This is a genomic window from Peribacillus suis, from assembly GCF_059384845.1.
The window spans coordinates 2139305-2165705 of sequence record NZ_CM182019.1; the positions used below are offsets into that span (position 1 = coordinate 2139305).

At 37.1% G+C, this 26401-nt stretch carries 26 protein-coding genes and 2 pseudogenes; 8 read left to right on the forward strand and 20 right to left on the reverse strand.

Annotation, left to right across the window (positions count from 1 at the left end; all coding sequences use genetic code 11):
- Positions 1-201: 201 nt before the first annotated feature.
- On the forward strand, positions 202-456 hold the full coding sequence (locus tag AC503W_RS10385) for an alpha/beta-type small acid-soluble spore protein (protein ID WP_402868617.1): 255 nt from the start codon (positions 202-204) through the stop codon (positions 454-456).
- A gap of 196 nt (positions 457-652) precedes the next feature.
- Here AC503W_RS10385 and AC503W_RS10390 read toward each other — a convergent pair whose 3' ends face one another.
- Positions 653-1741 (reverse strand): branched-chain amino acid aminotransferase, encoded by a 1089-nt coding sequence (locus tag AC503W_RS10390; protein ID WP_402868619.1) that lies wholly within the window; start codon positions 1739-1741, stop codon positions 653-655.
- A gap of 551 nt (positions 1742-2292) precedes the next feature.
- Here AC503W_RS10390 and AC503W_RS10395 point away from each other — a divergent pair.
- Both AC503W_RS10395 and AC503W_RS10400 read left to right on the forward strand, forming a co-directional pair.
- On the forward strand, positions 2293-3564 hold the full coding sequence (locus AC503W_RS10395) for an L-lactate MFS transporter (protein WP_427687091.1): 1272 nt from the start codon (positions 2293-2295) through the stop codon (positions 3562-3564).
- Between the two features lie 373 nt (positions 3565-3937).
- Entirely contained in the window at positions 3938-4750 is an 813-nt protein-coding gene (locus tag AC503W_RS10400; RefSeq protein WP_427687089.1) for a formate/nitrite transporter family protein, read from the forward strand.
- Between the two features lie 120 nt (positions 4751-4870).
- Here the strand turns inward: AC503W_RS10400 and AC503W_RS10405 are convergent.
- Positions 4871-5354, reverse strand: a pseudogene (locus tag AC503W_RS10405) (HIT family protein).
- Positions 5355-5409: 55 nt separating this feature from the next.
- Positions 5410-5629: pseudogene (locus AC503W_RS10410) on the reverse strand (IS1595 family transposase); the annotation flags it as partial.
- A gap of 286 nt (positions 5630-5915) precedes the next feature.
- Here AC503W_RS10410 and AC503W_RS10415 point away from each other — a divergent pair.
- Positions 5916-6992: an AI-2E family transporter gene (locus tag AC503W_RS10415; protein ID WP_427687087.1), complete on the forward strand. Its 1077-nt coding sequence runs from the start codon at positions 5916-5918 to the stop codon at positions 6990-6992.
- Between the two features lie 93 nt (positions 6993-7085).
- On the opposite strand, the gene AC503W_RS10420 is transcribed toward AC503W_RS10415, so the two are convergent.
- The 14 genes from AC503W_RS10420 to yknW form a co-directional block, all read right to left on the reverse strand.
- Positions 7086-7544, reverse strand: a complete 459-nt coding sequence (locus AC503W_RS10420; RefSeq protein ID WP_402988534.1) for a YueI family protein — start codon at positions 7542-7544, stop codon at positions 7086-7088.
- A 563-nt stretch (positions 7545-8107) separates the two neighbouring features.
- Positions 8108-8230 carry a hypothetical protein gene (locus tag AC503W_RS10425; protein WP_402868629.1) on the reverse strand — a complete coding sequence of 41 codons (123 nt, stop codon included), beginning with the start codon at positions 8228-8230 and terminating at the stop codon, positions 8108-8110.
- Positions 8231-8344: 114 nt separating this feature from the next.
- Positions 8345-8767, reverse strand: a complete 423-nt coding sequence (locus AC503W_RS10430; protein WP_402988525.1) for a nucleoside 2-deoxyribosyltransferase — start codon at positions 8765-8767, stop codon at positions 8345-8347.
- Positions 8768-9239: 472 nt separating this feature from the next.
- Complete coding sequence (locus AC503W_RS10435) at positions 9240-9590, reverse strand: hypothetical protein (RefSeq protein WP_402988520.1); 351 nt, start codon at positions 9588-9590, stop codon at positions 9240-9242.
- Positions 9591-9714: 124 nt separating this feature from the next.
- Positions 9715-9981: a DUF4190 domain-containing protein gene (locus tag AC503W_RS10440; protein WP_427687085.1), complete on the reverse strand. Its 267-nt coding sequence runs from the start codon at positions 9979-9981 to the stop codon at positions 9715-9717.
- A gap of 141 nt (positions 9982-10122) precedes the next feature.
- Positions 10123-10773 carry an amino acid ABC transporter permease gene (locus AC503W_RS10445; RefSeq protein ID WP_402868637.1) on the reverse strand — a complete coding sequence of 217 codons (651 nt, stop codon included), beginning with the start codon at positions 10771-10773 and terminating at the stop codon, positions 10123-10125.
- 14 nt (positions 10774-10787) lie between these two features.
- Positions 10788-11426 (reverse strand): amino acid ABC transporter permease, encoded by a 639-nt coding sequence (locus tag AC503W_RS10450; RefSeq protein WP_427687083.1) that lies wholly within the window; start codon positions 11424-11426, stop codon positions 10788-10790.
- A 122-nt stretch (positions 11427-11548) separates the two neighbouring features.
- Entirely contained in the window at positions 11549-12376 is an 828-nt protein-coding gene (locus AC503W_RS10455; protein ID WP_402868641.1) for a transporter substrate-binding domain-containing protein, read from the reverse strand.
- A 22-nt stretch (positions 12377-12398) separates the two neighbouring features.
- Positions 12399-13127 (reverse strand): amino acid ABC transporter ATP-binding protein, encoded by a 729-nt coding sequence (locus AC503W_RS10460; RefSeq protein ID WP_402868643.1) that lies wholly within the window; start codon positions 13125-13127, stop codon positions 12399-12401.
- 457 nt (positions 13128-13584) lie between these two features.
- Complete coding sequence (locus AC503W_RS10465; protein WP_402869851.1) at positions 13585-13995, reverse strand: hypothetical protein; 411 nt, start codon at positions 13993-13995, stop codon at positions 13585-13587.
- A gap of 240 nt (positions 13996-14235) precedes the next feature.
- Positions 14236-15429, reverse strand: a complete 1194-nt coding sequence (locus AC503W_RS10470; protein ID WP_427687081.1) for an ABC transporter permease — start codon at positions 15427-15429, stop codon at positions 14236-14238.
- A complete protein-coding gene (locus AC503W_RS10475) occupies positions 15429-16118 on the reverse strand; it encodes an ABC transporter ATP-binding protein (protein ID WP_427687079.1) in 690 nt (229 codons plus the stop codon). The genes AC503W_RS10470 and AC503W_RS10475 overlap by 1 nt, the downstream gene beginning before the upstream one ends.
- Entirely contained in the window at positions 16115-17236 is a 1122-nt protein-coding gene (locus AC503W_RS10480) for an efflux RND transporter periplasmic adaptor subunit (RefSeq protein WP_427687077.1), read from the reverse strand. Before AC503W_RS10480 ends, AC503W_RS10475 begins: the two co-directional genes overlap by 4 nt.
- Positions 17236-17910: a YknW family membrane protein gene (yknW, locus tag AC503W_RS10485; RefSeq protein WP_402988510.1), complete on the reverse strand. Its 675-nt coding sequence runs from the start codon at positions 17908-17910 to the stop codon at positions 17236-17238. The genes AC503W_RS10480 and yknW overlap by 1 nt, the downstream gene beginning before the upstream one ends.
- A 339-nt stretch (positions 17911-18249) precedes the next feature.
- Between yknW and AC503W_RS10490 the strand changes: the two genes are divergently transcribed.
- The 3 genes from AC503W_RS10490 to AC503W_RS10500 all read left to right on the forward strand — a co-directional run bounded on the left by AC503W_RS10490 (position 18250) and on the right by AC503W_RS10500 (position 21714).
- The gene (locus tag AC503W_RS10490) at positions 18250-18717 is read left to right on the forward strand and encodes a nucleoside deaminase (protein ID WP_402958745.1); all 468 of its coding nucleotides are present in this window, start codon (positions 18250-18252) and stop codon (positions 18715-18717) included.
- 35 nt (positions 18718-18752) lie between these two features.
- The gene (gene ade, locus AC503W_RS10495; protein ID WP_427687075.1) at positions 18753-20516 is read left to right on the forward strand and encodes an adenine deaminase; all 1764 of its coding nucleotides are present in this window, start codon (positions 18753-18755) and stop codon (positions 20514-20516) included.
- Positions 20517-20652: 136 nt separating this feature from the next.
- Positions 20653-21714, forward strand: coding sequence for a lactonase family protein (locus AC503W_RS10500; protein WP_402869853.1), 1062 nt, complete (start codon positions 20653-20655; stop codon positions 21712-21714).
- A gap of 159 nt (positions 21715-21873) precedes the next feature.
- Here the strand turns inward: AC503W_RS10500 and AC503W_RS10505 are convergent, their stop codons facing one another.
- From AC503W_RS10505 to AC503W_RS10515, 3 genes are all read right to left on the reverse strand, one after another.
- Positions 21874-22671 (reverse strand): endonuclease I family protein, encoded by a 798-nt coding sequence (locus AC503W_RS10505; RefSeq protein ID WP_494914114.1) that lies wholly within the window; start codon positions 22669-22671, stop codon positions 21874-21876.
- A gap of 90 nt (positions 22672-22761) precedes the next feature.
- Positions 22762-23376, reverse strand: coding sequence for an NUDIX hydrolase (locus AC503W_RS10510; RefSeq protein ID WP_402868655.1), 615 nt, complete (start codon positions 23374-23376; stop codon positions 22762-22764).
- A 317-nt stretch (positions 23377-23693) separates the two neighbouring features.
- On the reverse strand, positions 23694-25034 hold the full coding sequence (locus tag AC503W_RS10515; RefSeq protein ID WP_407406770.1) for an aspartate aminotransferase family protein: 1341 nt from the start codon (positions 25032-25034) through the stop codon (positions 23694-23696).
- Positions 25035-25427: 393 nt separating this feature from the next.
- On the opposite strand from AC503W_RS10515, the gene AC503W_RS10520 reads away from it, so the two are divergent.
- Positions 25428-26393, forward strand: coding sequence for a D-2-hydroxyacid dehydrogenase (locus AC503W_RS10520; RefSeq protein ID WP_494914115.1), 966 nt, complete (start codon positions 25428-25430; stop codon positions 26391-26393).
- The last annotated feature ends 8 nt before the right edge of the window (positions 26394-26401 follow it).

Genomic DNA, 26401 nt, shown 5'->3' on the forward strand with positions numbered 1-26401 from the left:
CCGTTGCCTAAAAAGTAAAACGTCCGAGGTGACTGCAATTATTGACATTCCACGTTAAAATTTCCCTTTACCTTTCCTTTTGTTCGTTATTTGAAATGACAAATAGAAGAGTTCATATGAAAATTTTTCAATCGATCACTAGCATGAGCATATGATGTTTTTTTACCTTTTGGACAGCCTAAAATAAAGGGGTGATAATCGGTGTCAAGAAGAAATAAAATCCTAGTAGAAGAAGCCCGAGCAGACCTTAATCAACTAAAAGCCAAAGTTGCTGGATCAAGAACCCATGAGGAGGCGAAATTTGAAGCTGCCAATGAAGTCGGCATTCCTTTAAAAAAAGGGTATAATGGCCAAATGACAGCAAAGCAAGCTGGTAAAATTGGCGGTCATTTGGGAGGTAATATGGTTAAGTCACTTGTTGAAATGGCCAAAGAAAACCTAAAAGTCCAAAAGTAATGTTATATAAAGTGTGGCTCCTCATTCCAGAATAAACATATCTTCCCCATTCTTAACTAAACTATATTGAACATGGTATCCTGTTATTCCAAAATTTTAAAAAGGGGTCTGGAAATAAATCATTCCAGACCCCTTTTGATGAAGGCAAAATGTTTTTTCCTAACATTCCGACTCATTTCTGTATAACTTCAAAATCTTAGAGAGTAACTTTTTCTTCAACTTTCGTAGTCCAACCCAATTCATCTTGAATTTTACCTGTTTGAATTCCAGTTAGCGTTTCATATAGTTTTTTGGATAGTTCACCCGTTTCACCATTTTGAACGACCATTTCTTCACCATTCCATAGGAATTCACCTATAGGAGAAATGACGGCTGCAGTTCCAGTACCGAATGCTTCTTCTAATTGACCTGATTTATAGGCATCATAGACATCCTGCATGGAAATTCGCTTTTCACTCACTGGAAGGTTCCAATGTTTTAACAATTCAATGATGGAATCGCGAGTGATGCCCGGAAGAATGCTACCATTTAAAGCTGGAGTAATAATTTCTCCATTGATTTTAAAGAAAACATTCATGCTTCCCACTTCTTCGATATATTTCTTCTCCACTCCATCAAGCCATAGAACTTGCGAATAACCAAGCTTTTCGGAAACCTCCTGAGCTTTAAGGCTCGAAGCATAGTTTCCTCCGGTTTTAGCTTCTCCAGTACCTCCATTCACTGCACGCGTAAAGGATGACTCAACCGCTATTTTCACTGGGTGAATACCTTCTTTATAATAAGAACCTACCGGCGACATAATGATGATGAATTTGTAACGGTCTGATGGAGAAACTCCTAAATAAGGTTCCGTCGCAATAATGAAAGGACGTATATATAATGATGTACCCTCTGCTCTAGGAATCCAGTCGTTATCAATACTAATTAACGTTTTTAACGCCTTCAATGCATAGTCGACATCTACATGAGGGATACATAAACGATCATTTGAATTATTTAAGCGTTGGAAATTCTTTTCCGGACGGAATAAGATAACTTCGTCTTCATCTGTTACATATGCTTTTAATCCTTCGAATACAGATTGTCCATAATGAAATATCATTGATGAAGGCTCTAATTCGAGCGGTTGATAAGGAACAATTCTTGGATCATGCCACCCTTGCCCTTGTGTATAGTCCATAATAAACATATGATCGGTAAATGTTTTACCGAACTCCAGCTGTTCAGCCTTTGGCTTTTCTTTCTTCGTTGTACTAAGCGTGATTTGCATGTCTTGTTCCTTCATTACCAAAACCCCTTGTTGAATATTTTTACAAGATTTCACTTCCATAAAACCTATCTTAATTAGTTTACTCCTATAAGGTTTCATAGTTCAAGCCCTTATAACTAAATTTTCCGAATTTTTTAAATAAAATTTCGTTTTCATCTAATTTTTTCGTCATTTAGAGGAAAATCCATTCTATTATGTAAGTTATTTGGTCATATCATTCCCTCCCATGCTATCGTTTATTGAATATTTATATGTTTTCAGCTAGCAAATTATCCAGTTTAATTGATTATTATCTCCTATCCCTACATATTAATTAAAAAAATTCTTTTCTCTCAAAATTTAATGGTGTGTATGTTTCTTCTATAAACTCTTTTACAAAAACACTCCCTTAATTAAGGCTTACTGTCATTTAATCTCATTTTTATTAAAAAAATTTAATTTAGTAGTTTACTAGTAAATAATAATCTTATATACTAAGGCAACGAGATAGATAAAATGCATATAACTTAACGAACCATAGATAAAACGCATGAATCTTTCTCATAACTGTGAAAAGGGGTACCAACATGACAAAAAACAGATGGTTAATCGCTTTATCAGCTATCGCTATCCACCTTTCTATAGGAGGGGCATATGCTTATAGTGTTTACAAAAAGCCCATAGTAGAAGCAATGGGCTGGTCAGAGACTGAAGTTACTTTAGCGTTTACTATAATGATGGCACTTGCAGGGACCTCTGCAGCTTTCTTTGGAAAGTTCGTAGAAAAAAATGGGCCAAGGAAGTCAGCCATGGTTGCCGCGGTACTATTTGGTTTAGGTCAAGCCGGATCTGGCGTGGCGATTATGATTGATTCGCTTCCACTTTACCTCCTTACCTATGGGTTTTTAAGCGGACTAGGAATGGGTATCGGTTACATATCACCAGTTTCGACCCTTGTTAAATGGTTCCCTGACAGAAGAGGACTTGCAACTGGGATGGCAGTGCTCGGTTTCGGTGCAGGTGCACTTATTACGGCGCCTGTTGCAGCTAGCCTTATGCAGTCTGTAGGAATATCTACTACCTATTATATTTTAGGCGCTGGATACTTCATCCTAATGTTTTTAGGTGCTTCTTATATTGCACCGCCCAAAGCAGGTTGGATTCCAGAAGGCATGAAACAAGACATCGAATCAGGAAAAAAGGAATTGAAAAAAGATTTAAGACAATCTACCGCGAAGGAAGCGGTTAGAACAAAACACTTTTGGATGTTATGGTTCATGAAATTGATCAACACTAGTGCAGGAATCATGATGATATCAGTAGCTTCTCCCATGGCTCAGGATGTAGTCGGGCTTTCAGTTGCTGGGGCGGCTACCCTAGTTGGTATCATGGGGATTTTCAATGGTGGTGGAAGACTTGGCTGGGCAGCCGCTTCCGATTATATCGGTCGTCCTAATGTTTTCGTCATTTTCTTCATCATCCAAATTGCGGCATTCCTATTACTTCCGACCACTACCAACTCCTTATTATTCCAAGGTCTGATTTTACTCGTTGTTAGTTGTTATGGAGGAGGGTTCTCTAACCTCCCTGCATTTGCCGGTGATTTATTCGGAACGAAAGAAATCGGTGCAATCCATGGTTACCTATTAACAACTTGGTCTCTTGGTGGAGTTTGTGGACCTATGTTGGTAACTTATATCAGAGAAAGTACAAATAGCTACATTCCTGTGTTTTACGTTTTCGCAGTCTTGATCACGATTGCATTCGTCATCTCCATATGGCTTCGTTTAGATATCAAGAAAATGAGAAACGCACAGGAACAACAAGGATTCAAGGCTCCAGTGGAAAAAATCTCCTGACATGAGCCTTGATTCATCAACTGAATAAGCTAAAAAAGGCATTATCGAAGCAGGCCCTTTGGGCAACATGCTTTTGATAATGCCTTTTTAGCTGCCTGAGGATTACATCCTTTACCAAGGCACACTATGCATCTGGTTATTTTTTCATTATTTTATTTTTTCAATATATTTATTAATTTTTCTCAAAACCCCAAAAACCCCATTAAAATCTATTTTTTTTTAAAAAAAAAATAAAAAAATGTTATTTTGTTATAGAAAAATCTAAATAGAAGTGTATAATAACTGATGGTATTGTTTATATGGTAAGTAAGTCCTTGCCTCTTAACTACTAAAAAATAAAAAATAGAGAAAGTATTTTTCAAGGGGGAGCAAAATGAGTTATAACAACCCGCAACAAATGGCGCAAATTGCAATCAATGCAGGGAAAAAGAAAGCCACGTTGCCACTAAGAAGCATTTTAATTTTAGGATTCCTTGGAGGCGCGTTTATTGCCTTAGGTTTTCTATTTTACATCCGCGTTACGGCCGGATTACCGCCAGAATGGGGTACACTGAATAATCTTATAGGCGGATTAGTTTTCCCGCTAGGATTAATCCTTACGGTCGTTGCAGGCGCAGAATTGCTAACAGGAAACATGATGGCAGTCTCAATGGCAGCACTAGCTAAAAAGGTCACTGTTAAACAATTGACGATTAACTGGATTTTAATTGCCGTTACAAACCTAATAGGCTCCGTCTTTGTAGCATACGTATTCGGACACCTTCTTGGTTTGACCGAAACAGGGGTTTTCCTGGATAAAACCATTGCAGCTGCTAGCTCAAAGGTTGATGCAAGTTTTATTGAATCTTTCATCTCTGCAATAGGATGTAACTGGCTTGTAGCATTGGCTATTTGGATGAGCTATAGCGCAGAAGACACTACTGGTAAAATTGTTGGTTTGTTCTTACCAATTACAGCCTTCATCGCTATTGGATTCCAACACGTTGTAGCCAATATGTTCATCATTCCAGCTGGTATTTTCGCAGGTGCACTTACTTGGGGAGATTATATCATGAATTTCATTCCCGTATTTCTAGGTAACGCTGTCGGTGGGGGAATATTGGTAGGATGTCTTTACTACGGTGCTTTTGGACGTTCTGAAAAACAACCCGCAAAAGAAGTACAAAGTTTGAAAAAGTCATCATAAGGTTCGGATTAGATCTCCATTTTACATGGAGGTCTTTTTTTTATATAGGCTTTGTTATAGTTTAAGTTAAATTTTGATTTTAAAAAAGTAGAACTTCTTAAAAACGGAAGTTCTATTAAATTATTTATTTAGTTCTTCGGTAAGAATGTTGATGGCTTCCATAACTTCTTCAACATTTTCCTTGTCATTCATTTCATTTCTAGCGTGAAGTAATACTGGTCGAACTGACTCAACTGAACGCCCGAATATACATCCATTCATATCTTGGAACCATCCAAGTATGAAAATGATGGGTGGTGTCCTCATTGTAAAAATAATAGACATATTCAATTCCTAAAACGTCTCTTTGTGCTTTTCTTATCCTTGCTAAAATTTTTATATAGTCTAATCTTTCAGACTCGGTTAAATCATCTAGACATTTGATGTGTCTTTTAGAAGCTAAAATTATTAGCCCTCTAATTGGATATGCGACATCTTGATGGGCGTGAAAGAGCTCTGTTTCAATGATCACGCCGCCATCTGGTTCAACTACTCCACTTGTTAATGCACAACTAAGACACTCAACTTCTACCGTTCCTCCATTAGATAAGGTGATTTTTCTCAAGTGTTTTCCCCCGAGCAAAAAATATTTTACTTATTCCAGATATAACTCCATTTGGTTAAATATATAGTTTATATCTCGAACTCAGATAACCCAATTGCACTATATATATTTCTTTATTTGGAATTAAATTCCCCTTAACTAGTATATCTTTCATTGTGACTTCTTCTTTGAGGATGGATACTTTCTAATAGGTGTAACCAAGCGAGGTAATTATTTAGACATTTGGTTGCTACACCGTTAAATCGCTGTATCCATCCTTTAAGGCTGCGGTGGTAGGCACAACCGATGCTTTTCTGCTGGATTACGTTTTTGGATGAATTTAAGGATTTCAGTTGCTCTCATAGTTGTCTCCCATTCATATTTGATAATTCCATCATAGAACATTCGTTCCTTTAAAGTGAATATCAGACCTTTAACAGAACCTTTATATAAAATATTCAAGAATTTGTCCATTCATTTCTACTCTATCGAAAACCACTGAAAATGGCATAAAAGTTTAGTATAGCGTCATTCAAGGGAAATAGTGATAGTAAAAGTAGATGTAGAAGGGGGAATTCAATTGTGTGGATAAACAAACCTTTTTTTAAATATGCAACAGGGATTATTTTAACCATACTTATCATTGTATTACTTGGTAAGATAGAATATGTTTTTAGACCCATTCAAAATATCATTGCGGCCGTATTTTTCCCCATCCTATTAGCTGGATTGTTATATTACATATTAAGGCCGGTTGTTCAATTTCTAAGCAAGTTCATTCCTAAAACTTTGAGTATTTCCTTAGTTTTTCTGATAATATTTAGTGCAATTGGTTATGGCAGTTACTTTGGAAGCCCAGTTCTCGTTGATCAATTCCAAAAATTATCGGATCAATTCCCAGGTAAAGTCAAGGAACTTTCTGAACAATCCGAAGATGTCGAACATGTGATAGAGAAAAATGATTTTGGCATGGTAAATATAAAAACCCTTAAAGAGAACTCCGTAACCTATTTTAAGAATTTTTCAGATAAGATCATGGTAAATATCAACACCATTTTCACTACAGTAACAAGTGTTCTAACTGTTATAGTCATAACCCCGTTCATTTTATTTTATTTTCTGAAAGATGGCGAAAAATTAAGGCCGTTCTTATTAAAGTTTATTCCAAAAGAAGTGGAGGCAGAGGGAAACACTATATTAAAAGACGTCGATAAGACTCTATCGACCTATATTATCGGCCAATTCATCGTATCAATCGTAATTGGGGTCTTATTATGTATCGGATACCTCATCATTGGACTCGATTATGCATTAGTATTTGCCCTTATAGCTATGGTATTTACGATTGTACCCTTCCTAGGCCCACTGATAAGTGTACTTCCAGCTATTTTCATCGCTTTGCAAACAGATGTTGGTTTGGCGATAAAAGTCACCGTTGTCTTTATAGTGGTTCAGCAAATCGAAGGTCACCTGATTACTCCAAACATTATGGGAAAGAGACTTAACATTCACCCATTAACGATTATCTTGCTGCTCCTCGTTGCCAGTTCAATATATGGATTCATCGGTATGTTAATTGCAATTCCTGTTTACTCAGTCCTAAAAACCACCATCGGTAACTTTAGGAAGTTTTATAGATTGAGAAAGAAACGAACATAAATATATATGTTCTAAGAAGTGAGGGCCCATTATTGGTCCCTCTTTCTGAGGTTTTTTTCCATAGACTATTCCCATACCTTCGCTAGATTGCTCTTATCGTGGTTTCTTTAGTACTTTTTTTACATATCTCTTAATCCTTGCTTTTAAACTATTCTTCTTAACAGTTTTAGGTTTACTCTTTTCTTTCTCTTTCTCAATATAAATATTCCCTTTATCAATAGCATTTTTTTCGGCCAATACCAGACCTAAATCGGAATTGTATTCCTGATTTAAAACAACCTTGTACGGAATCTTATATTGATTAGATAATTTAATGTATTTCCCTAAGTACTGATAATCCATTTGACCATTCAGAAGTAAATTAGCCCGTGGATATTGTTTCATCCTATTTTCTATTTCTGGATATAGATTGTTTTCAAAGACTTGTGATTTTGTTAATACGATAATGACTCTTTCCCGTAACGTCCCAAGAAACTCCCTACGTTCACCCGGCTTGATTTCTTTTGTTCCATAAATTCCTTGTTCAAGGTAATCCTCCACTTTGCGAGACAAGTATTTTTCACCTCCTACATTCCTTCTTCATTATATGTCATTTTCCCTCTTATGGTGCCCAATTTCCTGTATGCTTCTAAATAAGTATGTATAAAAAACATGAAATTTAACCTCCATTCTTAAAGAGGCGTTAGTACTATGTAGAACTTTAAGAACAAAAAACTGTGAGGGATAAAAACTCTTAGCAGTGATAAACTAAAAATCCAATGACAAGTAGAATGATACAATTTTATACATTTAGACATTTTTCCCCAACTAAATTTATGAATTTCATGTTATAATTTACAAATAAACAGATGTTGATTTAAGCATGATCACACACTACATATAAGGAGGAAATACAGATGTATGATGGACTTCTCTTAACGATTATTGAATCAGTTTTTGTTGTCGGAACTATTTCCATGTTTGTTATTTTAGGATTTGTAAAGGGCCGCGTTTTTTAATTTCCACTACTATTCATTCTATTCTCACATGCCTGATTACTTACTCTTGTAATATTGGTAATCAGGTTAAACTTATTTACAAAAGAAAAAAGCATATCCATTGCGGCATGCTTTTCTTTACCAATTATCCGTCTTATCTAATAACTTATCAATGTCAAATGTATAGAGATGAACTGGAATTGATTCTTCGGCCATTTCTTCAGTAGCTAGTAATAACTTATCAATGTCTATAGTAGCCAAATAAACTTCCTCCCTTTTTTAGTAACCTATACCCGATATTTTTATATACTAAACATTACGTTTTGATTTTTATTTTTTTGGGGGTATATTCAACTGTTTATACAAAAGACATTATTAAGAATTCATAGGACTTGGATCATCTTGTTCTGCTGGGGCAAGTGATTGAATTAATTTCACCAACTTATATAAAGTCCCGCTGCAGATGATGGCACCAGGGATATTATGGAATATTGATTTTTTGTTAATATGATAATTCTCTTTTTCAGGCGAATACACAACTATTTTTTTATTTGAAGAAAGGGCATGTCCTAGTTCATAAAGGTTTCCCTTTCCCGCAGTAAGAAAGATTAACATAAAATCCGCTTCATCTATTCCTTCCTTTTCATAATCCCCTAAACTATTAGTGGTTTCTTTATTACCATTCTTGTCAAAAAGATTCCACTCATTTACACATGAGAACCCCTTTGCATTCAATTTCTTTATTAATGATTTAACTTGCTTTATATTTTTTTCATCCGATGCTATATAATACTTCACTAATACACCTCCATATTATTGATACTTTTTACCTATATTATCTACACTATACATATTCGTTATAAAGAACTCAATATCCTTTCAAAAATAAAAATAATTGTTTCTATTCTCTATATAAATCGGCTAGTATCAATAACACCATTGATGCATCAAGTTAATATGACAAAACTAAGCTATAATTTCTTGGTCTCCCAGTGGATATGAATACTTTTCTACCTAAGAATGATTAAACGAAGTAATTACCATTTTTCAATAAATTCGAAGAAAGACAGGCATGATAGCCTATTTAAATAACCCCTCATACATCTTATTCCTAAATGCTCGCCATTTGAAACCGTTAAAGTGCGAAGCTCTACTATCCTTTCGGAGGTACGTTCAAAAAGAACCTCTGCCATTCAAAATGAATTGTCATTATACTTTCCATAACCGTAGATTAAATACAGAAATCCCTTTTTCACACAGAAAAAAAGCCTTATCCTCTCCGTAGGGTAAGACTTTGTCTTTCTTTTTCATAAGTAATATGTTCAATTTCAATGCGAAATGGGTCAGCCTCGCAAATATTAATTCCTCGATCTACATTCACTTTTTCCATTTTAGTTGCATCAGGGATTAGTTTCTTTGAATGGATAAAATGTTCGACCATCGAACACAATAGTTCTTGAGCACAAGCTAGAGCGTCGCCCCTATCTCTTCCGCTAACGGAAGATGTGAAACCCTTTCTCTTAAAATCAGGAAAACACACTTGAATTGAAAATGAATCCATGATTAAAGGGTGCTTTTCATAATAAAAAACAGCAGGATACTTAAATATCTGATTGGACAAAAACAACATCCCCCCCTTAATATTTAGTTCATGTCAATCATAACATATTTTCCCAAAATAATCCTAATGAAGTATTTCCTTTATCTTCATATTTTCAAATTAGATAAGTAGAATTATCGCTATTTTATGACGGAATAGAAAATAAGAGGATAATAAGGACTATGATCATATTAAAAATGATCCCAATAATACTGCATACTTTTCCTGCTGTCGCCAAATTGATACCAGTCTCTCCCGAATGTACAATTTCTTTTGTACCATTTGAAGCAAAAATCAGACCTAATATCCCTAATATAACTCCGATAAAGGGAATGAGAAGGGATAGAATTCCTAGGATTAAAGAGGCTAGTGCTTTGCTATTGGTACGCTTAATTTCAGACAGCTTTTTCACCTTCTTTCCTCTTCATATGTATACGATTTTGAAATGCATATGATTCACATTATCGCTCATTACGAGTCCCCTCCTATGGAATAGAAAGAAAAAATAGCTGAGATATGATAAAAACTCCGACTCAAATATGAGTCGGGGGATTTAAGTACGTTTTAATTCTAGTCTCCTGGCCACTAAAGATAAGCTAAAATTAACGGCAAAATACATTAGGGCTACTAAAATTAAAATTGGAATCAAGAAATTTTGACCTTGCCCATAGATGATTTGCCCTTGATGGGTCAATTCTGGCAATGAAATCACTACCGCTAATGAGGTGTCTTTCAATAGAGAGATGAATTGGCTCACTAGAGGTGGGACCATTCGGCGTAGTGCCTGCGGAAGTATGATATGTATCAAGGCTTGCACATAACTTAAACCAGATGAACGAGCTGCCTCCATTTGTCCTTTATCAACTGATTTCAACCCACTTCGTATTACTTCGGATATCATGGCTGATTCAAAAACGGTCAAAGCAACAATCGCAGCTGGAATAATTTCCAACTTAATTCCTACTTCAGGCAACGCTAAATATGTAAAAAGAATGATTAACAACAATGGTAAATTACGAATGGTTTCAACGCCGACAGCTAAAATTTGTGATACAACTGGTATCTTTGCATAACGTAAAATGCCGACTAGTCCCCCGATGATAAAACTTAAAATGATAGATACAAAAGCCACCTGAATCGTTACCCAAAAACCTTCTAATAAAAACTTTAAATGATCTGGTGTGTATGCTCCTAAAAAATCCATGTCTTATACCTCCCTCAATTACTCTTAGCCAGACGTTTTTCTAAATAACCAACGCCAAGGCTTAAAGGAATGGTAAGAATTAAATAAAACGCTGCTACGAAAATGTAAACATCGAACACTACAAAGGTTCTTGAGGATATTAAATCACCGTGATACATAAGATCTAATCCAGCAACGACTGCTAAAATGGAAGAATTTTTAACGAGATTGATGAATTGGTTCCCAAGAGGGGGAATGACAATTTTCACGGCTTGTGGCAAGATGATGAATCTCATCGCCTGTCCATATGTCAGTCCTGAAGAACGGGCTGCTTCCATTTGTCCTTTCGATACCGAAAGAATGCCGGCTCTAATGGCTTCCGCAATAAATGATGATGTGTATATAGTCAAGGCTAACGTACCTGCATATAACCCACTTAATTTCAGGCCGAGGAAAAAGAAAAATGTGATGATCAATAAGGGTATATTCCGTATGAACTCCACATATGCGGTCCCAAACCAATTCAGAGGCTTAATCGGAGCAATTCTCATGATAGCAATAAGCACACCAAGGATTAAGCTTGATACTAAAGCAATTAAACTAGATATGATTGTATTTTTAAAACCCATTAAATACATATCTAAATTCTCTGTCAAAATGGAGAAATCAAGCAAGACATCCACTCTCCTCTAACTAATCAGGATGAGCAAATTGCTCATCCTGACAGATCCAAATATTATTCTTTTAGTAGGTAAGTAAAAATCCTATTTCTTCTTACCACATGTAAATGAATACGTTATTGCTTAATCCACTTATCATGAATTTCATCATATTTCCCGGAGTCTTTAATTGATTTAAGAGCTTTGTTCAATTCATCTACAAATTTTTCATTTCCTTTTTTAACTGCAATTCCATATGGCTCATCCGTAAATGTGCCGCCAACAAGTTCGTAATTTGGATCTTCATCAGCCATACCATAAAGTATGGAATCATCTGTCGTCAATGCATCACCTTGACCTGATTTAAGTGCTGCGAATGCTTCCGAATAATTTTCGAATTCCAAAACATTTGCTTCGGGAGCTTTTTCGCGGATATTTATGGCTGAGGTAGAGCCTTTTACAGCCAATACCTTTTTACCTTTTAAATTATCAATACCTTTGATGTCACTTCCTTTTTTAACAAGTAATGATTGTCCAGCATCGAAATAGACATCAGTGAAGTCAACTTCTTTTTTACGTTCTTCCGTAATGGTCATAGTCGCAACAATCGCATCGATATCCCCATTGTTCAATAAAGGCATTCTTGTTTTAGACGTTACTTCTTTGAATAATACTTTTTCTTCATCACCAAGGATCTCCGCTGCAAGTGCTTTCGCAATGTCGATGTCAAATCCTTCTACCTCTTTTGTATTTGGGTTTTTCAATCCAAACAGACGCGTATCATTCTTTACCCCGAATACGATTTTATCGTTATCCTTAATTTGAGTTAGAATATCTTTATCTTTGTTCCCGCTTCCACCATCTTTACCTTCATCAGAATCCTTTTCCCCGCCACAACCTGCTAATAGTATGACAGCTAGTACTGAAAGCAATGATAATTGTAACCATCTCTTTTTCTTCAACATGTAAATCCCCCCTATTTTTTATTTAATGATTTAATATACGGCTGAGAAATAGACGCGCCCTCTCTTCGTGAGGGTTTTCGTAAAAATCAGCCGGTATTGCCTCCTCCAAAATCCTGCCCTCATCCATGAATACGATTCGGTCCGCCACTTCACGGGCAAATCCCATTTCGTGTGTGACCACGACCATCGTCATTCCTTCTAGAGCAAGCTTTTTCATCACATCAAGTACCTCGCCAATCATTTCTGGATCCAAGGCTGAGGTAGGTTCATCAAACAACATGATTTCCGGTCCCATTGCCAGTCCTCTGGCAATGGCAACACGTTGCTGCTGTCCACCGGAAAGCTGTGAAGGATAAGAATTCGCCTTATCCGAGATCCCGACTTTTTCCAAATACTTTTGGGCAATTTTTTCCGCTTGCGCATTCGTTTGTCCTAAAACCTTCTTAGGTGCCAACATAATATTTTCCAATACGGTTTTATGAGGGTAAAGATGAAAATGTTGGAAAACCATACCGATGTTTTGGCGCAACTTATTAATGTCTGTTTTTTTATCCGCAACATTCATCTCATTGATGGACAGTGAACCTTCCGATATCGTTTCTAAGCGATTAATACAACGAAGAAGCGTACTTTTTCCTGATCCAGATGGACCGATTACTACGACCACTTCTCCCTTATTAATTGTTAGATTAATATCTTTCAATACATGAAAATCACCAAAATACTTATTAACCTGATCAAAAACTATCATAACTAATCCTCCCTAGCCTGCAACATTTTTCAAAAAACAAAAACAGTCCAAATAATCTGAATTAAAATGCGAAAAATGCAATAATTTTGATACCGGCCATCTTAGTTTACTTCATTCTATACCTATGTATAATTTTCTTAAGAGAGAACTCTTCTGAAAGTTATATCAAACTATTAATTCTATAAAAATTCATTTACTATAACACTTTTTATTATATCCAATTCTTCATATAATTTCCATAAAAACTTATATTTGTTATTTTTTCTACCTTATTCATTTTTAATAAAGTCGAATTTTATCATATTTCGTACAGAACAACACGTTTTTAGACTAAATGAAGGAGTGCTGCTCTAAATAGATCTTTTTCTAGTAAAGTAATGGAAAAAGAAGAGGCAGAAATAATAAATCGTTTCTGCCTCTCCTTTTTATACCCCTTCAGATTCCTTGTTCTCACCATTTATTCCTTTATAATAGAATCCTCAAATGGTGCTGAAAATAAACCCTTTGGACCTAGCATATCTGTTTCAGACTCTCGCTCATCACCTTTGACTTCATAAGAACCCGCAGGAAAGAAATCAAATAATTCACTATCCTTATGTAATTCCAGAAAGTACTCAGAAAGCTCATCCATAAGTTGCTGATATTCTTCGTGTTCGATGATTTCACCGGACTCATCAATTCGAAAATTCATATTAATCGCATCCTGTAGCCGTGCATGGTTCGAAGCTGCAATATATAAATCTACGTCTCCACATTCCATACATAACAATTCTCCTTCTTCCCTTGCCTCTTCATAAGAATTTCGAACCATTTGCTTAAGAATACTATCTATTTCATTAAGGTTATCTAGTTGTCGTATAGTCTTCATCACACAATCGCCCCCAAAATCTTAAAAATATTTTTTCGATTTATTACGTTTTATCTACTGCAAAGAAAATAGAACTAAAAACTATGTTACTACCTTCAATTACAAACGTTTTGTTGTTTTTTCAATTCATGTGCAACACGGAGGTTAGCCTACCGGTATAATTGTATACCATAATAATAGCATGATAGGAGAAAAGAAGAAAAAAAACCTGTACTCAAGTACGTACAAGTTTCGAGATGCTTATTCATATCGCAAGGATTCAATCGGATTCATTTTGGAAGCCTTATTCGCCGGTAAAATTCCGAAAACAATGCCTATTGTCATGGAAAAGGCTACACCGCCAAGGACAACCTGCCAAGAAATAAGAGAGGGAAGCCCCGCAAAAAGAGAAATTAGTGTGACAACGATCCACCCTAAAACGATGCCCAACAATCCACCAATCAGTGTTAAGATGATCGATTCAATTAAAAATTGAGTTAGTATCTGTCTCCTTGTGGCTCCTAGCGCCAAACGAATGCCAATCTCTTTAGTCCGTTCCGTAACGGATACAAGCATGATATTCATTACACCAATCCCCCCCACGACAAGCGAAATGCCTGCAACAGAACCGATTATCAAAGTCATGATCCTGGTAATTTGACCAATTGCCGAAGCGATTTCTTCCATATTTATAACTTGATATGATTCCCCTGCATTGTGAATAGAATTAAGTTTGGCAGAGGCTTTTTTACCGATAGTGTTCAATTGATCAGTATTTTCTGCCTGCAACAGAATAGAGGTCACATCATTTTTACTGAAGACCGTTTTCCATGCATTAGATGGCATATACAATTGCACTGTATCAAAAGCAAGGAGCCCTGTTGATTTTTCCATTACTCCAATAATTTCAACGGGTTGCGTTCCAATCCGAATGACTTGTCCAATTGGTGATTTTCCATCAAATAAATCCTCTTGCATCGTATGGCTTGCAATGGCAACTCGCGCTCCACCCAAAAAGTCAGCAGAAGTGAAATTTCTTCCACTGGCCACATTAAGTCTATTTAAATCCAGAAAGGCATCATTTATGCCTACCACAGAACTATCGATGGATTCTTGTTTGTGGCTAACTTTTGTAAACTCTGAACTTGAAGCAGCCACCCGTTTAACACCGTTAAGATTTTCAAGTATTCGGATATCTTCCTGATTAAAAGCAGCTTCATAGATAATATTCGGATTCGACTGCATTTCTTCCTCTGAGGGCTGATAAAATAATTCAACCGTATTACCCGGACCTACAATTTCCGATTTCAGCATCGCTTCCCCACCTTGCCCTATTGCAACTACGATAATGACAGCGGCTACTCCAATTATGATGCCCAACATCGTTAACATAGAACGCAATTTATGAGCTTTTAGAGAACTCAAAGCCATCGTGACATTTTCGAATACACTCATTAATCCTCCCCTCTTTCTATGAGGGTAGCAGGAAGAATTTCACCGTCGCGTACAAATATGGTCCTAGAAGAGTATTCGGCAATTTCGGCTTCATGTGTTACCACAACAATTGTGACTCCCTCTTCATTCAACTTCCTGAATTGTTCCATTATTGCCACACTCGTGATTGAATCTAGTGCACCAGTTGGTTCATCCGCTAAAATTAATTGGGGTTGTGTGACAATAGAGCGTGCAATAGCAACACGCTGTTTTTGCCCTCCAGAAAGAGCATTCGGTAGATGACTCATTCGGTCTTCAAGTCCCACCTTCTTTAATGCTTCTTCTGAACGGAATTGACGTTCTTTTTTTGAAACGCCGGCATAAATCATCGGTAACTCAACATTTTTCCAAGCTACTAGTCTTGGTAATAATTGAAATTGTTGAAAAACGAATCCTATGGATGTATTTCGAACCCTAGCCAATTCGTCTTCTGAATAACCAGAGATATTTTGGCCCGAAAGCCAATACTCTCCAGTTGTTGCTTGATCTAAACATCCGATTATATTCATCAATGTGGACTTTCCCGAGCCTGAAGGTCCCATAATCGCAACGAACTCTCCATTTTCAATGGAGACATTCACGTTTTTCAACACATGTACATCCTCTTTACCTAATTGATACGTTTTTGTTATTCCTTTTAACTCGATCATTCAACCGTCACTTCCATTCCTTCTTCAATCTTGTCTGAAGGATCGATAACAACTCGGTCGTTTTTGTTTATGCCTTTGATTACTTCGATTTTTTCACTGGAAATGATACCAGGCTTTATTTCTTTCTTTTTTACGGATTTCCCGTCCACCATATAGACGAACATCCGTTCACCCTCATCGATAATCGCATCCATTGGAAGCACAAGTGCCTTCTTTTTATCTGTTTCAATTTCCATAAAAAGCTGAAAACCAGGCTTTAAAACATCCGTTTCACTTATTAGTTTAGCCGTTACTGGATATTGGACAGCCTGGGAATTCCCTTGACTGAGATCTGTTTTCTGAGGAAGGGAATGTATATTCACAATTTCCCCTTTCCACTTCTCATCCTCAACGGCATCAGAACTAAAACTCACACTTTGCCCTTTCTTTATTTTCAATGTGTCGTATTCAGAAAGAACTCCTGAAACTAGCAAGTTACCAAGATTGCCGATTTGGATAAGAGGTTCAGCCGTACCTGTTACAGCTAAGGACTCTCCCTGTTTACTTACGGTGAGCACGACACCATCCACCTTACTCTCCACTTTCAGATCCTGTATCTGTTCATTCAACTGTTTTTCCTTCAAAAGCACCTGTTTCAACTCAATATCTGCTAATTTTGTATCCGTATCAATTTGATCGAATTCTGGATTTAATTGTTCTTCTGCTCTATCATCCCCAACTTGTTTACTTAGTTGTTTTTCCTTTTCTTCAAGTTGTTCCTTCTGCCTTTTTAACTGATTGATTTTCAAATAAGCAGATTCTTTTGATAGGTTGTTTTGTTCTAATTCAGATTCTAACTGAGGATTTTCATAAGTCAGCAGAAGATCACCTTTTTTCACTTTCTGACCTTCTTTGACTTCAACCTTTTTAAGTTCTCCCTTTTCTGTGGAGAAATAAACCGTCTGTTGATTTTCCATCGCTACACTACCTGGAATCATGATGGTGGAAGAAATATCCTCCATTTTGGGAACTATCACCGAGACCGATGGTCCTTTAGCCAAAACCTGCCGGTAAACGCTAACAGTGACCATTATTACAATAAGTAGACTGACTCCTATAATGATCCATTTCTTTTTCATTACATGCCACTAATTCCCGAGAATAAACTACCGATGAACGCCATACCTATTTGAAATAGGAAAAAAATAATAGCTATCGTCACAGCTACTCCCTTAGAGAGGTTCGCCACTTTATTTAGACCAATGGCCATCAAAACAGTGGCCCAGATGGTAAAGACCTCAAAGACTCCCAAAATCTTAGAATCCGAGTTCAGTAAACCTGCCAAACTCGTAACATACACTTCAGGATTTCCACCAATCAGCAAACGTATAAGTCCGTTTAAAAAAAGTCCTATAGCTGTGATTAAATAAATAAACGTCTTCATTGAAAATATTTGTTTAAAACTCACTTCTGAATTTGCGATTTTAGCCACTGCTAGCAAAACAGCACTGGAAATTAGAACCGATACCACTGGTGAAAGAACACCGGTAATAACCATGGTAACCAAAGTAACCATCTTAACAATTTCAACTTGCCCTGAAGGAACTTCTTCCCCAATTAATTCATTGATGTCTAATGATAGACTTAAAAAATATGTACCAATTAAAAAAAGTAAAGTGATCAATAGCATTGGAACCCAAATCTTTGGCTTGCTTTTGATTCTTTCGAATTGTTCCACAGGACTTGTAATCATTCCAAACAAAGAAGGACCCTTTATCTGCTCCTGATTTAAATCTCCCAACCTTTTTTCCATATAAAAACACCTCTTCCTTAAATTTACTTACATTTATTCTACGAACAAATTTTCATTAAGTTTCAAAAAAGTATAAATGTAAACGGGGATGGACAACTTTTAAAAAAACTAAAATGGAGAAGTTGATGAATTCACGATTTTACCGAGATGACTCGCAATACAAAATCCTTTTTACCTCCCTTATTATTTCTTCCATAATAAATTTCTCAAGAATGAATGATTTAAAAAATTATTTTCAAAAATGCGTTCAACGATTTCCTAAATATGTTATATTATATATAAATTTCATGTTATGTAATATAACACAGCTTTTAAATATAAGTCGGAGGGGTGTTTTAGATGAATATAAAATTCATGGAAATGGCAGTGCAACTGGCTACTGAAAATGTGAAGAAACAAAACGGTGGTCCTTTCGGAGCCGTGATCGTAAAAGATGGGGTCATTATAGGAAGAGGCTGTAATAATGTCACTACGGCGCTTGACCCCACTGCACATGCTGAAATCCAAGCTATTCGCGATGCTTGTAAAAACCTGAACAGCTTTCAGCTTACAGATTGTGAAATCTATACTAGTTGTGAGCCCTGCCCGATGTGTATTGGTGCTCTTTATTGGGCACGACCTAAAGCAATCTATTATTCTTGTACAAAACAAGATGCAGCTCAAATCGGGTTTGATGACGATTTTATTTATCAAGAGCTTGCGATCCCAATGGAAAACCGCTCCATCGCCATGCATCGTATAGATTTCACCGACCATGATTTACCATTCCGCACATGGGAATCTCAAGCAGTTAAAGTGGAATACTGACAATAAGCCTAAGTCCAGATGAGGAGGAGGTCTCTTTGAAATCACACTTAATGAAAAAGAGAATGGACGTTGCAGCAGGTAGAATACCTGCTGATTACGTCATTAAAAATGGGAAAATCATTGATGTATTCAATGGGGAAATTTATACTGGCGACGTTGCTATAGTAGATGGTTATATTGCAGGTATTGGGAATTACGAGGGAATCTCTGAAATAAATGCCGCAGGTAAATACGTATCACCTACATTTATCGACGGACATGTTCATATTGAATCATCCATGGTACGGCCTTCTGAACTGGCCAAAGTTCTACTTTTACATGGAGTAACTTGCGTCGTGGCGGACCCACACGAGATCGCCAATGTATCAGGAAGGAAAGGGATACAATATATGATTGAACAATCGGATCACCTCCCTTTCGACTTTTACTTTATGATGCCATCTTGTGTTCCGGCAACTGACTTCGAGGATGCGGGCGCTGTTTTAAAAAGTGAAGACTTATATTCTTTTTACAAAAATCCGCGGGTGCTTGGTTTAGCTGAAGTGATGAACTTCCCAGCCGTATCCAATGCAGATGAAGATATGATTCAAAAAATCATCGATGCATACAAGAATGAAAAAAAGATTGATGGTCACGCTGCCGGACTTACTGAACAGCAACTCAATGTATATATGGCTGCCGGTATCCAAACCGATCACGAATGCACCACCGCAAAGGAAGCAAGAGACCGACTACGGAAAGGAATGTATCTTATGATTCGGGAGGGAACTGTAGCAAAAGACTTACGAAATCTGCTCCCTGCCGTTACTGAACAAAATTCCCGCCGTTGTTTATTCGTCACCGATGATCGCCACCTAGATGATCTTGTAACTGAAGGTAGCATTGACCACAATGTCAGAATTGCCATAGAAGAAGAAATCCCCGCTCTGACCGCGATTCAGATGGCAACAATAAATGCCGCCGAATGCTTCGGGTTAAGAGAACATGGTGCCATTGCACCTGGATATAAAGCCGACTTTCTATTATTCGAAGATCTCCAATCCATCCAAATTCAATCCGTTTTTAAAGATGGCAAACTAGTTTCTAAAGATGGCCAGTTAGTGAACTTCCCTGAAGCCCCGAAAAACAAGTTGGAGGAAGAATTAACACAGACGGTACACCTTCAAGATTTGTCAGATATAGATTTTCATATAACGTTACACAATGCCCTTGCCAACCTTATTGAAATCATACCGAACAGTCTAGTTACTAAACATATAATCGAACCGGTCGCTCTCAATCAAAATGGCCTATTTCAATTTTCCCCCTCCATGGATCACGTAAAGCTTGCTGTTATAGAACGGCATCAAAAGACAAAAAAAATCGGCCTTGGAATCGTCAAGGGTCTTGGCCTACAATCAGGTGCAATCGCCACAACGGTTTCTCATGACTCGCACAACTTAATTATCGCTGGTACGAATGACCAGGATATGCTGGTAGCTGCTGAGGAAATAAAAAAAATGCAGGGAGGATTAGTCATTATCCAAGATGGTAAAACTCTTGCCTCCCTACCTCTTCCGATTGCTGGACTAATGAGTACAGGGACGTATGCGGAAGTTTTACACAACTTAAAGGAAATGAATCACGCGTTATTGAAGATTGGTGCCAACAGACACTTTAATCCATTCCTGACGCTTGCTTTTTTAGCGCTTCCCGTTATACCTGAAATTAAATTAACAACACAAGGCTTATTTTTAGTTTCATCATTTCAACATATATCAAACCAAGCCAGTACATCTAAAAAAATCGAAACCATATAAAATCTTCAGTAAACGAGTACCTTTTTCTGTTTCAGCAAAATTTTATTGTTAATTAAGATTCAACTCCATTAAATTCGGGGAAAGATATATGAGTTCATCGTATGTTAAAATAAACTCATTATCTTTCTAGGAGGGAATCAATATGGAAAATCCGAAACAAACCTTTACCGGATACATCGGTACTTATACGAAAGGAGACAGTAAAGGCATTTATCGTTTCACACTTGATAGTAACGAAGGGAAGATTACAACGCCCGTCCTTGCTGCTGAATTAAAGGATCCTACTTATGTAACGATTAGTGAAGACAAACAACATTTGTACGCCATCTTAAAAGAGGCCGGCAGCGGAGGTGTTGCTGCATACTCTATTGATGAAGGATCAGGTGATCTTACTTACTTAGGTAAGGAGCTAACTCCTAATGGATCCTATTGCCACATTAGTATCGATAGCAAAAAAAATGTTTTGGTCACAGCCAATTACGGAGATGGGATTATCGAAGCTTACAAACTTAACCCCGACGCAACACCTGCTTCAGTATCATCCACGATACGCCATACCGGAATGGGACCTAACAAAGAGCGTCAGGAAAAGGCACATGCACATTATGCAGGCTTTTCACCTGATGAAAAATACATTGCCGTAGTTGATCTTGGAATCGATCAAATAAACACATATGGAATACATAATGGAGTATTGGAAAAAGTTAATAGTTTGGCAGTCACCCCTGGAAGCGGGCCAAGACACCTAACCTTCCACCCTAATGGAAAAATCGCTTATGTTATGACAGAACTTGCACCTGAAGTCATTGTATTGGCGTACGATTCCCAAAATGGAAGTTTTTCAGAATTGCAAACCATCCGGACAGTCCCAGAAAATTTCCGTGAAAACAATCAAGGAAGTGCGATTCACATATCTGCGGATGGGGAGTTCGTTTATGCAGCAAATCGTGGGCATGATAGCATCGCTGTCTTCCAAACCGATAAAAAAACCGGAAAACTAACCTTGGTTGAATTAGTTTCAACAGAAGGACACTGGCCACGTGACTTCGCCCTTGATCCTAGTGGGAAGTTCCTTGTTGCCTCTAATGAGGAATCAGGGACCTTGACGTTGTTTTCTCGAAATGATATAAATGGTAAATTAACGTTACTTCAAAAAGATATCCAAGTTCCATTCCCAGTTTGCGTGAAGTTTCTTTAAACCCTTTTCATACCATATAAAAAATAAAAGGATTGAGGCAGTGGAAGCTGCTCAATCCTTTTTGAGTTCATTATCCTGTAGGCTTCTTTCAATATAACATTCAAGAGAGACCCTAACCTCATGTCCATACATATTTTAGTTCGCAAAACAAACGTCTTTTTAAGTCCACTCACCTGCCATTTCGGGGAAATCGATAAATGGGTTGCGATTCCCTTGTACTTCGAATATGGCCTGATTACGATGTTTTTCATATAAGTTAACCGGAAAACGATGATGCCAGTCCAATAATAGATTGATATCGATATTCTCTTGATCAATAATCCCTTCATATCGCAGTAAAAAATACAAAGTGGCCCTCGCTACGATTCCTTTTCCATATTCAGGCTCAAATTTTCCTTTTTCAGCTTTGCCACATCCGGCTTTTATCCCTCGTACTTGAGGTTCTGGGGAATAGTCCACAAAGTCATGATAAGGGGAATTCCCGCGGCTACTATTACAAGTTGGCTCACAGGCAAATAAATGATGTAAGTCCCCCATCATTGGTTCTTTTTTTCTAAACCATGATTGAGGAACGACATGTTCACAATTAAGAGACATACTATTAACCTCAAAGGATTGACTTCCTTTCGTTAACAGTTCAAGAACTCGAATATCTGCTTCTATGACTTCGACAGGATCCATACCTTTACCGGAATACAAGCTTTTCAGCTTTCCATCTTCCTGAAGATCAACCCATGGATATAAAAAACGATGGGGTGAGTAACTCGGCTGGTTTACATGAGAACTTCTTAACAAGGAGTTTAAGTGTTCCCTAGTCCAGGGACCGCCAAGATAATAAATTTCCCGACTTTTCAAATCTTTTATTTCATCATAGTACTCATGGCTCACTTTATATTTTTTAAGCTCTGCTATAGATTGTTCTCGTTCAATTTCCAATCGTCTCATCGTGTATCTCATCCCTCATCCCCCTCTTCATCAAAAACCGTTTTTTACCATATATATAGTTTATTTGGATTTACTGACAAAGAAAAGGTGCTTTAGAAGGGTCTAACGTAGAATTTTAATAAAGTGGGTAAGTATGGTTGCCGTCATTCCCCAAATGACACGGCCTTCATATTGGTAGAAATATTCTTTCGTCTGTCTTGGTTGCCATTTATAATTCTCTCCACCAACAACTAAATCGTGTGGAAAGTTTTCTAATGGCTCGACTTTAAAATTCACATGATATATCTCTGGGGGCTTTTCCATGAAAAACGAAAGTGGAACAGTAAAGACCGTTTCGACTTCAGATGGGTTGGGTGCCAATGGTTGATCACCTCGGATAAATCCCACATATGGGTACACAATCATCCCAAAAGGGGATACAAGATAATCGATTGGAAATACATTATATATATCCTCTTTTGCCACACCTAGTTCTTCGTACGTTTCACGAAGGGCAGCCGTCTGCTCATCCATATCAAGATGATCAATTCTTCCACCAGGAAAACAAATATCCCCCGGTTGCCTTCTCAATTGATGTGAGCGCTCTTCAAACAGGACGTGTATGCCATCCTCCTTTTCGATAAGCGGTACTAAAACTGCATATTTTGCAAAGTCCCCACTGCCTAAAATAACAGGCGTATGTAAAGTTAATTTTTTCGTTATTTCTTCATTGTTCATGAACCACACCTCTTCTGAGAGTTAATCATTTTTCTAGTTCTTGTCTACATACTTTTATTATGTACCAAAAAGACCATTTTTTTAAACCAAAAAAGTTGATAGCCCCTTCCATTCAAATGAAGTGCTATCAAACTATCAATTTAATAAAGAAAAATGGCCTGTATCTCTTTACTTTACAAGAGAGCTAACTTAACGCTAAGCACCCTTAAACAACAAAATATTTTTTATAGTATATCATTTCCAATGGCTAATAAACAAAAAGAAAGAACAGAATGAGATATCTTCTGTTCCGCCTTAATACATTTCCGTTTCTATCTTTAAAACTCAGCTAAAGTTCGCTTTAAGGTTGTTACGATGAAAGAATAATCCTCTTCGGTGATACTTAACGGGGGTGCTAGTGTCAATACATTATTAAAACCTGCTACCGTATCGCCATTTTTTCCGATGATCAATCCATTTTCCTTGCAAGAAGCAATAATTTTATTAATTTTGGATAATTCAATCGGTTTTTTCGTTTGCTTATCTTCTACAAGTTCAATTCCGACTAACAAGCCTTTACCACGTACGTCACCAACATTAGGGTGGGATTTCATTTCATCTAAATCCTGCAAAAGGCGAAGGCCTAGTTCTTTCGAGCGTTCAATCAAATTTTCTTTTTCATAGATTTCCATATTTTTTAAGGCGAGTGCGCAAGAAGCAGGGTTACCACCGAATGTATTTACATGCCGAAAACGGTCATAATCTTCTGTACCTACATATGCCTCATATATTTCCCGTTTGACAGCCGTTGCGGATAAAGGAAGATAGGCACTTGTAATCCCTTTTGCCATTGTAATGATATCCGGCTGTACATCATAATTCATAAAACCGAACTTCTTACCCGTACGACCAAAACCACAAATCACCTCATCTGAAATCAGCAAAACGCCATTTTTATCGCAAATATCTTTAACCTTCTTCATATACCCCTCTGGAGGCATAAGAATACCTCCACCTGTAATGATTGGTTCCATAATAACTGCAGCAACAGTTTCACTCAATTCCCATGTGATGGCACGTTCAATTTCAGAGGCACTTTTCTCTCCACTTTCGTCCTCTGGATTTCGATATGAATCAGGAGGCGCCACATGAAGAAAACCTGGAGCAAGCGGTTCGTATTTATATTTTCTCTGTGCCTGACCTGTTGCTGCCAACGCCCCCATTGTATTCCCATGATAGGACCTGTAACGAGAAATGAATTTATAACGGCCATGTTCCCCTTTTTGCTGATGATACTGCCTTGCAATCTTAAATGCTGCTTCATTCGCTTCTGAACCACTGTTGGAAAAGAAAATTACATAATCACCGCCGAGCCAATCATTCAATTTTTCTGCCAGTTTAATAGCTGGAATATGACTATTCGTTAAAGGAGAATAGGGAAGTTCCTTTAACTGTTCATAAGCTGCTTCAGCAAGTTCTTCCCTTCCATATCCTACATTGACACACCATAAACCAGACATTCCATCCAGATAACGATTTCCATCAATATCAGTAATCCAAGCTCCTTTACCTTTTTCAACTACCATCGTTCCTGGATTTGGTCCAGCACCTTTCATATTATGCCAAATATACTTTTCGTCCATTTGTTGTAAATCCTTCAATTCTTTTTTAACTTGCATAATCCTCTGCACCCCTTTCTATTCTATAAAGAAAGGTCGAACCTGATATGTTTCGACCCCTATTTCGTATGAGTATTTAGCCATAAATCGCTTTTTTCTTTACGGTTGCTGGATCCCACTTTTTCATTCTTGACCTCTGATTCCATCCGAAAGATATTTCTTGTTTTCATTATATTTTTTAAACGGATTTTTTACATTAGACGTTTTGTATAGTAAACGATTGAATATTTAAACATTTTGTTCGCTGTGATAAACCATCATGGTGAATATCAAAGTTTTTATCTCCTCTTCAAATTTCCCTCACATATAAATAGCCTATAAAAGGCACTATCATTGTATTCCCAAAGAAGTTTACGTATAATTCAGAAAAGTGAATTAGATGGGAGGATTTAAATGAATAAGCGGAAAATCATTATAAGCCAGGACTTGAATGAACAGTTGTTGAATCAAATTAAAGAGTTGATTCCGGAGTGGAATATTATAATAGGGAGAAATCCAGCGATATGGAAGAATCATATTCATGAAGCTGAAATAATTGCAGGTTGGAAAGCAGAAATGAAGCAACCCATTATACAAGGGGAAGGAAAAAATTTAAAATGGGTACAGACATGGAGTGCAGGAGTAAATGCTTTGCCACTGGATATCCTTGAAAAAGATCATGTTCAGATTACGACAGCAAATGGAGTTCATGCCTACCCTATTTCTGAAACTATTTTCGGCTTACTCCTTGCTTTCACTAGAAAAATTGATACGTATGTTAAACAACAACAGAAAAAAAACTGGCATCACGCTCATATGAAACAGGAAATTCACAATAAGACTATCGGAATCATAGGGGTTGGGAAAATTGGTAAAGAAACGGCGAAGATTGCCAAAGCCTTCGGGATGACGGTCATCGGAGTTCGCCAGTCAGGTAGGCCAGAAGAATTCGTGGATGAAATGTTCAAACAGGACCAATTACAAGATGTTCTTCCTAAATGTGATTACGTAATCGTCACTTTACCTCTAACCTCTAAAACAAGGAATATGTTCGGCACAGATGAGTTCAACTCGATGAAGTCCTCTGCTTTCTTCATTAATGTTGGTCGTGGTCCAATCGTAATTGAAACCGAATTGATACAAGCCCTTGACGCTCATCAGATTGCCGGTGCGGGGCTTGATGTATTTGAAACTGAACCACTTCCAGAAACTAGCCGATTATGGGAGATGGATAATGTCATCATGACTCCACACACTTCAGGAAATACTGAATTTTACAATCAACGTCTAATTGAAGAAATCTTTATACCGAATTTAAAGAACTACCTTTCTGGCGAAAGCCCTGAAATCAATTTATTAAATTATAAAAAAGGTTATTGACGGGATTT